This window comes from Synechococcus sp. R55.4, from assembly GCF_047461935.1.
In the GTDB taxonomy this organism is placed as follows: domain Bacteria; phylum Cyanobacteriota; class Cyanobacteriia; order Thermostichales; family Thermostichaceae; genus Thermostichus.
Genome location: NZ_JANSIF010000042.1, coordinates 22,898 through 29,206 on the forward strand (window position 1 = coordinate 22,898; position 6,309 = coordinate 29,206).

Annotated in this window: 7 protein-coding genes; 2 read left to right on the forward strand and 5 right to left on the reverse strand. The window is 56.0% G+C overall.

The window, feature by feature from the left end; all coding sequences use genetic code 11:
• Positions 1-14: 14 nt before the first annotated feature.
• Positions 15-1,304 (reverse strand): hypothetical protein, encoded by a 1,290-nt coding sequence (locus tag NW842_RS10220; protein WP_414417966.1) that lies wholly within the window; start codon positions 1,302-1,304, stop codon positions 15-17.
• The gene (locus NW842_RS10225) at positions 1,301-2,740 is read right to left on the reverse strand and encodes an NAD(P)/FAD-dependent oxidoreductase (RefSeq protein WP_414374960.1); all 1,440 of its coding nucleotides are present in this window, start codon (positions 2,738-2,740) and stop codon (positions 1,301-1,303) included. Before NW842_RS10225 ends, NW842_RS10220 begins: the two co-directional genes overlap by 4 nt.
• 148 nt (positions 2,741-2,888) lie before the next feature.
• Here NW842_RS10225 and gshA point away from each other — a divergent pair, with 148 nt between their 5' ends.
• Positions 2,889-4,025, forward strand: coding sequence for a glutamate--cysteine ligase (gene gshA, locus NW842_RS10230; RefSeq protein WP_414409352.1), 1,137 nt, complete (start codon positions 2,889-2,891; stop codon positions 4,023-4,025).
• A gap of 73 nt (positions 4,026-4,098) precedes the next feature.
• Here the strand turns inward: gshA and NW842_RS10235 are convergent, their stop codons facing one another.
• Positions 4,099-4,845 carry a TVP38/TMEM64 family protein gene (locus tag NW842_RS10235; RefSeq protein ID WP_414357211.1) on the reverse strand — a complete coding sequence of 249 codons (747 nt, stop codon included), beginning with the start codon at positions 4,843-4,845 and terminating at the stop codon, positions 4,099-4,101.
• Positions 4,846-4,926: 81 nt separating this feature from the next.
• Positions 4,927-5,277, reverse strand: a complete 351-nt coding sequence (locus tag NW842_RS10240) for a phenylpyruvate tautomerase MIF-related protein (protein ID WP_414357213.1) — start codon at positions 5,275-5,277, stop codon at positions 4,927-4,929.
• 171 nt (positions 5,278-5,448) lie between these two features.
• Between NW842_RS10240 and NW842_RS10245 the strand changes: the two genes are divergently transcribed.
• Entirely contained in the window at positions 5,449-5,832 is a 384-nt protein-coding gene (locus NW842_RS10245) for a RidA family protein (RefSeq protein ID WP_414357217.1), read from the forward strand.
• Positions 5,833-5,835: 3 nt separating this feature from the next.
• On the opposite strand, the gene yidD is transcribed toward NW842_RS10245, so the two are convergent.
• Entirely contained in the window at positions 5,836-6,132 is a 297-nt protein-coding gene (yidD, locus tag NW842_RS10250) for a membrane protein insertion efficiency factor YidD (RefSeq protein WP_414357215.1), read from the reverse strand.
• Between the last annotated feature and the right edge of the window lie 177 nt (positions 6,133-6,309).

Sequence of the window (6,309 nt, forward strand, 5' to 3'; positions counted from 1 at the left end):
TCAAGACGGCTCCGTCAAGCCACCCAAAGATGTTGGACGTAGCGCCAGGTGAGGATTTGGTTGAGGGCAAAAAAGATGAAAGCCAAAAGACAATACCCCAGCTTCAGGGCACTGCCAAGATATCGCCAAGCCCGTTGGGGGATGAAGCTGAAATCGGTGTGTTTGGCCCAATGCAGCCAGGCCAGCACCTGCACGATGTAAACCGGCAGGCAATAGCGAACCATACTTCGCTGGCCCACCACACTCATTCCTGCTAAGGCAATGTAAAACATCACCCAAGCAGCCAAATGAAACCCCAGCCGCTCCTGCCAGCGCCGACTTTTGCCGGCTGTGGAGCTGATCCCATCTATCAAACCGGTCACCAGTAGGGATCCCAAGGTGAGAGGAACAAACACTTGACTGAGGGAAATTGCCCATATCTCAGCTTCCAAAGCTTCAGAAAAGGAAAACAGGGATCGCCAATGACCAATAGAAAAGAGAGGAGTATAGGTGTGCGCTTGAACAATGGCCAGGTAATTGACAGAGCTGGGGCCAAAGTAGGACTGCATTTCCATGTAGAGATCCCAGCGTCCAAAGCGAAGCTGACAGTAGAGAAAAAAGCCCAGCCCCCCCAGCAAAGCCAGGCTCACTGTCGCCACTGTCCAAAGCCAACGTCGGGATCCTGACCAGAGATTGAGAAGTGGAATCAAGGCTACCGGCAAACCCACAATGCGGGTGGCGCTCATTGCCAAGCCGTGGATCCCGGCCAGGAGCATCAGCAGGGGACGATCCCAATGAATTGACCAGTAGAGAAAACCCAACAAGCTAGCTGTAAACAAAGACTCGCTGTAGCCCACACACAGATAAAAGCTGGTGGGATAAACCAGGATGAGCAAACTTGCCAAAGCCTGCCAGAGCGGGGGAATTTGCCACTTGCAGTAGAACAGGAAAAGGTAAACCCACATCAGCCAGCAAAAGAGCTGGGCGGTGAGGTAAAGCCCTAGTTCAGGGTCAACGCTCAAAAGGCGACTGATTCCAGCCACCGCCAGGGGGTAGCCGGGGAAAAAAGCCACGTTGCTCTGCTCATAGGCAATCTTGTCAAAGCCCACAAACTGATACCCCTGCCGCACGATGCCGAGATACCAATGGCTATCCCACTGAATTAGGCCCTTGAAGATGGAAACATAATTGCTCTCCTCACTCCAGAGGGAGATCATGAAGATCTGCAGCACTGTCAAGGCCAAACTGGGCAACAAGATTTGCCCTAAGAAAGGGGCAAGGTACTGCCGACCTCGCTGCAACAGATGACTGAGAGGAAAGCTCATCGCTGAATCGTTAAGGGTGAAGATGGCACTTTGATTTCTTCTTGGTAATCGTCGTCGGAGTTCACCTGCCAGAGATTGTGACTACCGGGTCGGAGAATGTTCTCAGCCGCCAGCAAGCCCATCAGTAAACTGTGATCTTGGTTGTTGTATTTAAATGAGCCGTAGCGGCCCACCACTTGTAGATTTTCAAACTGGCTGAGATACTCCTGCAAAATGGCTAAATCTTCTTTATAGCTACCGGTATAGATGGGATAAGTGCGGGGCAGGCGCACCACAAAGCCACTGTAGATCTTTTGATCGTGAAGCAGGCCAATTTGACGCAGCTCCTTCTCGGCCAAAGCCAGCAATTCCTCCTCAGGAGCTTGCCACAAGGGATCCCCAAAGTTGCACCAATACTCACAGCACAAGGGGGTTTGCTCTTGGTTGGGCAACATGGCCGGAGACCAATTGGCGAAGTTGGTCACCCGTCCCACCCCCACCGTTGGATCGTTGATATACAGCCAGTTATCGGGGAAGAGCTGGGATCCCTGCACAATTAGGTAAACCAAAACCGTGTTGCGAAACCTAAGATTCCGGGCTGCCTGCAACACCTTTGGGGGTGGTAATTCCTGCAGACTTTGCACCAACACCGTTAGAGGAATCGAAGAAATGACGTGAGAGGCAGGAACCCAAGTCTCTTGCTGAGTCTGAAGGTTGCGCAATTGCAGTTCGGCAATTTGGGATCCCTCGTGCCTAAGGGCGACTACCTCTGTATTGAGCAAGACTTTCTGTCCTTCGGCAAGCAAATACTCCTGCATTTTTTCATAGAGCTGCCCGGATCCCAGGCGAGGAAACTGAAACTGATCGATCAGGGATTTCACCGAACCTCGATTCCACCCCAATGCCTTTTGGATGGCTTGCCCAAGGCTGAGACCTTTGATGCGCTGGGCAGCCCAATCAGCACTGATCTCGGTACAAGGGATCCCCCAAAGCTTTTCCGTATATCCTTCAAAGAACATTTGAAAGAGTCGGGTGCCGAACTTGCCTTTGACCCAGTCGGCAAAGTTCTGGGGAGCTGGTCGCGGAATTAATTGTGCCCAGAGATAGGAAAGGACAATGTGCAGGCTTTCCCACCAACCCACTTTGCGCAGGACTTCCCAGGCCTGAATGGGGTACTGAAAATACTGCTTGCGGTAATAGATGCGGGTGAGCCGTCGGACGGTTACTTGCTCGGATTCCAAAACCTGATTCCACAACTCTCGCACCGGCAGGATTTTAGTGAAAAAACGGTGCGGGCCATAGTCCAAGATAAACCCCTGATACTGAATACTTTTGGCCAAACCCCCGACCTTCTCCTCTCGTTCTACCACCACTACGGAAAAACCCAGTTGGTTCAAGCGATAGGCAGCCGCCATGCCTGCCGGCCCCGCTCCCAGGATGTAGATGGGATCCCCCACTCTGTCTCTTCCCGAAACTGCTTTACAGGGACATCCTAAAACAGGTCGAGAAACTTCCCTACCATCGGCCAATTCCCTGCCAAACCCCAGGACAATGAGGGGAGAAGAGAAAGGTTAGACTGGTGAGGCTGCGGCTGGAGGCTGGCCTGTGCTGTTGACCAAGGGCTTTGAGGTGGAAATGTACACCGGCACCGCCGCCGGGGAAGTGGTGGGTCTATCGGATCGCATTTGCCAAGCTTTGCCGGGGTTTGTGCGGGAGCCGGATCGGCGCAATGTGGAGTACATCACCCCCCCTCTCCGCCGCTACGAAGACCTGCTCTGCGCTCTGCTGCGACCTCGCCTGCAGTTGCGGCAATTTTTGCGCCGTCTTGGCCCTTACACCCTTCTGCCGGGGAGTACGCTGGCTTTGGGCGGCAGCGATCACTTCGAGCGGTCGGATCCCGGCAACCCCTACCACGACTACATCGAACGCACCTACGGCACGCGGGTGGTAACCGCCAGCATTCACATCAATGTCGGCCTGCCGGATACCGAGGCTATCTTCCGGGCTTGCCGACTGTTGCGGGTGGAAGCATCTCTCTACCTGGCCCTGAGCGCTTCCTCCCCTTTTCTGGACGGACGGGTGACGGGATCCCACTCCAGCCGTTGGCAGGTGTTCCCCAAAACGCCGGCCCAGGTGCCCTTCTTCCGGGATCATGCCCACTACATCGCCTGGATCCAGGAGCAGCTAGCCCTGGGCACCATGCAGAATGTGCGCCACCTCTGGGCTTCGGTACGGCCCAACGGCCCGGATCGGCCCTACCATCTCAACCGGGTGGAGCTGCGCATTTGCGATCTGGTGGGGGATCCGGTGATGGTTCTGGCCATTACCGCCTTGGTGGAAGCCCGTCTCTGGCAGTTGCTGGCCCAGCCGGAAGCGCTGGATCCCTTGCGGGGGCCCTTTACCCCGACAGAGCTGGAGAGCCTTTGCGAGGCCAACGAGCAGGCTGCTGCCCGAGAATCGCTGCAATCTCGTTTGGTCGATTGGCAGACAGGCCGGGAACGGGCGGCCCAAGAGTGGATCGAAGAGCTGCTGACCGAAGCTTGGCGCATTGGCCAACCTCAGGGCTTAGGCTGTTTTCTAGCTCCCTTGCAAACCCTGCTCCACCAGGGCAATGAGGCCCAACGCTGGCTGAAACAAGTCAACCAGGGATCCACGCCTGCCCAAGTGTACCAACAGGCCATCCAGGAGCTGGCCGAACAAGACCGAGAGAGGCAGGAAACCCTCTGCCAAGTTGTTGGCTAAGCCTCTGCCCAACGGTGAGTGTTCTCAACCCGGTGCCTTCCACACGCTGAATCTTCGACCCAACTTAAATCCCCTAAACAGGCTCCACCGCTTCTTGTAGGGCTTGGCGGGCAACGCGAGTGACGTAGAGGGTAGCAGCTACGGTGGCGATGAGCCCCACGAGGCGAACGACCCATTGGGCGGTTTGAGCCTGAGGATCCAACTCCCTGCCTTCCATGTTGGCCAGGGATCCCGCCAATGAGCCGATGTACACATACATAAAAGTGCCCGGCACGATCCCGGCAGTGCCCAACAAGTTATCCAGAAAAGAAATTCGGGTCAGCCCTAGGGCGTAGTTGAGCACATTGAAGGGAAACGCAGGCGACAGCCGAATCAGGCCGACTATTTTCCATCCCTCACGTCCCACTGCTCGGTCGATGGCCGCAAACTTGGCATTTCCCTCAATCCATTTCGCCACCTGTTCCCGCGCCAAGTAGCGCCCGATGAAAAAGGCCAAATTCGCTCCAATGGTTGCCCCGATTAGCACATACACAGTTCCGGCCACCACCCCGAACACAGCTCCTGCCCCCAAGGTCAGCACCGAAGCCGGTAAAAGCAGCACCGTCGCCACAATGTAAATGGCAATGAAGAGGATCGGCCCCAGCGGCCCCAAGCTTTCCATCCAAGCCAGAGCCCCGGTGAGCCAGTCTTGAATAACCCCAAAAAATCCCAATCGATGTGCTGCCCAAAAGATAAAGATGGCCGAGCCCAAAACCGCAGCAAGCTTGAGCAAAATCCGCTGCTTTTGAGGGTTTGTGCTGGGTTGAGGCAGCTCTTCCATTGGCCAAACTCCTAGTAAAGTGCCTGTGAGGTGAGCTGGAGCAAGCTGGAGTAAACAGCTCTCAGAGTGGGGGAAGCATCTTTACCCGAAAGTCGTGCCATTCCATCCCCAAAGATAGCCCTTGGCATCGCTGAACTCAATGTAAATCCTCTTCTTGGGGATCCCCAATCGGGCCTCGATGGTGCCACAAAAAAACTCGCTCATGGCCCGGGTTTGTTGGGCGGAAAATTGCCCGATACTCTTGATTTCCACGTAGCAACAGGGATCCCCACTGCCGGCAAAGGTCATCGGGATCCCACCTTCAAAGGCAGTCATCACGTAGGCTTCCGACTTGCCCAACTGTTCAGATAGAGCAGCAGACAGCACCTTGAGCAGTTCCCCTACCGCGGCGGCTTCTGGTTGCACAGACGTTTGCAGCTTGATCAACGGCATGGATCCCTCTCCCTCTCAACGAGTTCATCTTGGCATTCTTGGCCCCGCTTTTTGGCGATCCACCTGTGGTAGCGTAGCGACAGAGTTGGGCAAACCTCTATGGAGCAGACGAAGCCGGCCCAGCCAGAGATCGGCCACTACCGGGATCGGCCTGGGCCATGTCTTTGTGGCGTGCAAACCGAAGCTGCCCCCGCTCCTGTCGGCCCCTACAGCCAGGGTGTTGCTGCTCTGGGGCCATTCCTGTTTACTGCCGGGCAGGTGGGCCTGGATCCCAAAACCGGCAAACTGGTGGGGGAGGACATTGTTTCTCAAACTCGGCAGGCATTGCTGAACGTGCAGGCGGTGCTGGAAGCGGGGGGCACCACTCTCTCCCAGGTGGTGAAGACAACGGTTTTCCTGGCCGATATGGAGGATTTTGCGGCCATGAACGAGGTTTATCGAGAGTTTTTTGCCACCGATCCGGCTCCGGCTCGCTCTTGCGTACAGGTGGCCCGCCTGCCCCTCAATGCCCGAGTAGAAATCGAGGTTGTGGCTTGCTACCCACAATCAACCTAAGTGCTAGGTGTCTCTAGAGTGGGAGCCCGGCTGGGGGGAGGGTTTCTGGGTCGGCGCGGATCCCGGCAAATCGGGAACCGGATCGTAGCCCCCTGGGTGCCAGGGATGACAGCGACAGAGGCGACGGATCCCCAGCCAACCCCCTCGTAGGGCACCGTAGCGCCGCACCGCTTCCAAGGTGTACTGAGAGCAGGTGGGGTAATAGCGACAAGCAGGTGGCAGCCAAGGAGAAATGCCGACCTGGTAACCCCGGATCAGGGCAATCAAGCTGCGGGTGAGGGGATCCGATTGTTCGGGCATGGGTCGGAGTCCAAAAAGCGCATCGCTACTTCAAGGTCATCTGGAACGTACCGGCGATCTCTATTGTCAATCCTTGCAGTTACCAAGAAAACTGGGTTTAAAGCCCCGCCCTAAGGCCTACGGCCCGCTGACGCGACCAGGGCGGCTTTTATCTTGCTAGACCTTTGATAAAGTAGG

Bases quoted from the DNA above. Each gene is read 5' to 3' on its own strand.
- NW842_RS10220 (WP_414417966.1), bottom strand. From the start codon at position 1,304: ATGAGCTTTCCTCTCAGTCATCTGTTGCAGCGAGGTCGGCAGTACCTT.
- NW842_RS10240 (WP_414357213.1), bottom strand. From the start codon at position 5,277: ATGCCGTTGATCAAGCTGCAAACGTCTGTGCAACCAGAAGCCGCCGCG.
- NW842_RS10235 (WP_414357211.1), bottom strand. From the start codon at position 4,845: ATGGAAGAGCTGCCTCAACCCAGCACAAACCCTCAAAAGCAGCGGATT.
- yidD (WP_414357215.1), bottom strand. From the start codon at position 6,132: ATGCCCGAACAATCGGATCCCCTCACCCGCAGCTTGATTGCCCTGATC.